At 38.2% G+C, this 2,479-nt stretch carries 2 protein-coding genes; both read right to left on the bottom strand.

Features of this window, described 5'->3' with window-relative positions:
* Positions 1 to 401 (bottom strand): PorP/SprF family type IX secretion system membrane protein (locus BUE24_RS23525; protein WP_139242110.1); only part of this gene is annotated, 401 nt, incomplete at its 3' end.
* Positions 402 to 451: 50 nt separating this feature from the next.
* A partial coding sequence (locus BUE24_RS23520; protein WP_139242109.1) for a DUF7507 domain-containing protein occupies positions 452 to 2,479 on the bottom strand: 2,028 nt, incomplete at its 5' end.

Raw genomic sequence — 2,479 nt, 5'->3', positions numbered from 1 at the left:
TGAAAATCAACATTCAACAAATGAGCACCTCCTTTCAATCCAAAACTCAACTTTCCATACTCAGAGGTAGGAATCGTATATGAAAAATCAACTCCTATAAAGGTCTCATCGGTAGGACCGATCTCATCGTTGACAATAGAGAGTCCCAATCCCAAACGCTCTGAATCTCCAATAGGAGTATTCAAGGTTAAGGTTTGAGTACGGGGAGCTCCATCCAATCCAACCCACTGGCTGCGGTGAAGACCCATAATACTCAAAACGCCTCGACTACCAGCATAAGCCGGATTTACACTAATCGTATTGTACATATACTGGGTATACTGTGCATCCTGTTGCCCTTGAACTTGTTCAATGCATAGTGTTAGAAATGCTAGCACAATTATTAATAATGGTCTATTCATCGATATTTTATTTGATTTAGGGTATAACAAATATATGTTATTCTAAATTATTATCTATTTATATATAAGTATCCTGCTCTTGATCTGGTAATACCTTCAGAATCTTCGAACCTTAAAACATAGTAATATGTTCCCACCGGTAACTCTCTATTCTTACTTATTGTGGTTCTACCTTCACTAATTCCAACAAAGAATCTCACTCCTGGTTGTTCGTATCCATCCTGATCAAAAACCTTCACTCCCCAACGGTTGAATATCTGGAGATTATTTCTTGGGAAATTCTGCAATCCAACAATTCTGAATTCATCATTGATTCCGTCTCCGTTAGGACTCAATCCTGTGAAGATCTCTATTTCTGAATCTCGAATATCTAAAACGGTAATGGTTATATCTTCAAAATCACCATCATTATCAATATCTACATTGATATCCTCTAAAGGATCATCTGAGAGATCTGTGATATCTTCTCCGTTAGGATCTTGCCCTGTTACAGTAGCTTGGTTCTCCACTCTTCCCGTAAATATATCATCTTCGGTAAGGGTGTACACTGCAGTAAAACTACTCTCATCAGTTTCCCCTACTAACAGATCAATTGGTCCACCATTAATCACAATACCTGGTAACGGATCAGATAAAGTAATATTAGTTATATCTACATTACCTGTATTGGTAACTGTGAACGTATATTGAATTTCATCTCCTGTATTAAGCAATCCATCATTATTGGTATCTACATATATGCCCAGTTTAGTCAATGCCAAATTAGGTAATTGTTCTATTTGCGTAATTGTAGGATCGTTTGTTGGATCACCGTCTCCATCTTCATCTACTAGTTCATCTCCACTATCAGAAATATCCATTACATCGTTTCCAATTGGGTCTTCTCCAATAACAGTAGCACTATTCATTACTTCACCAAGATTAATATCAGCTTGAGTAAGTACGTATGTAGCAGAAGCTGTCCCCTCTTCTCCTGGTGCTAATGTTGATGGATTAATCGCTAAATTCACGCTTCCAGTTAATGGATCATCTACCGTTATATTATCAATTACAGTATCTCCAGTATTTGTGACCGTAAATGTATAGGTGATTTCATCTCCAACTTGTGCACCGTTTACTTCTGCAGTTTTTACTAAAACTAATGACGGAGCAGAAGCTTCAATTACTGTTACCGTAACGGTTGCTGTAGAACAACTTGGTGGCGTATCATCATCACAAAGGGTATACGTAAACGTATCATCTCCTAAAAATCCTGGTGGTGGAGTGTAAGTAAACGTTCCATCTCCATTATTCACTACCGTACCTCCATTGGTACTAGTAGCGTCGAATGCAGTTATTGTAGCATCATCAATTACACTATCATTATCCAACACATTACCTGTAGTTACCGGAGTATCTTCAATTGTAGTAACTGTATCATCTACAGCAATTGGATCTCCTTCATCTGTTACAGTTACAGTTACCGTTGCTGTAGAACAGCTTGCTGGTGTATCATCATCACAAAGCGTATAGGTAAACGTATCATTTCCAACAAATCCTAGTGGTGGTGTATAGGTAAATGTACCATCTCCGTTATTCACTACCGTACCTCCATTAGTACTGATAGCATCGAATGCAGTAATTGTAGCATCATCTATAACCGTATCGTTTGTTAATACATTACCTGTAGTAACTGGAGTATCCTCTGTTGTAGTAGCTGTATCATTTACTGCTAACGGATTACCGGTATCATTTACAGTAATATTAACGGTTGCAGTGGCTGTACTGCCATCCACATCAGTAATCGTATATGTAAAGCTATCTGTACCGCTAAATCCAACATTTGGAACATATTCGAAGACACCATCACTAACTTCTACAACTGTACCATTAGTAGGACCTGTAGCTATAGCAAAGTCATCACCATCTCCTCCATCACCACCAATATTATCATTGGTCGATACATCTATCTGATTCGCTACACCTGCTGTACTATCTTCATCTACTGTTAAATTATCATCTGTAGCCGTTGGCGTATCATCTACTGAAGTCACATCAAAAGTAACCGTAGCACTAGAGGTATCTCCATCAGCATCTTC

Source organism: Aquimarina spongiae, from assembly GCF_900141785.1.
GTDB classification, from domain to species: Bacteria; Bacteroidota; Bacteroidia; order Flavobacteriales; family Flavobacteriaceae; genus Aquimarina; species Aquimarina spongiae.
The sequence above is the reverse complement of the archived record's forward strand: the minus strand, read 5'-3'. Positions and strand labels throughout refer to the sequence as shown.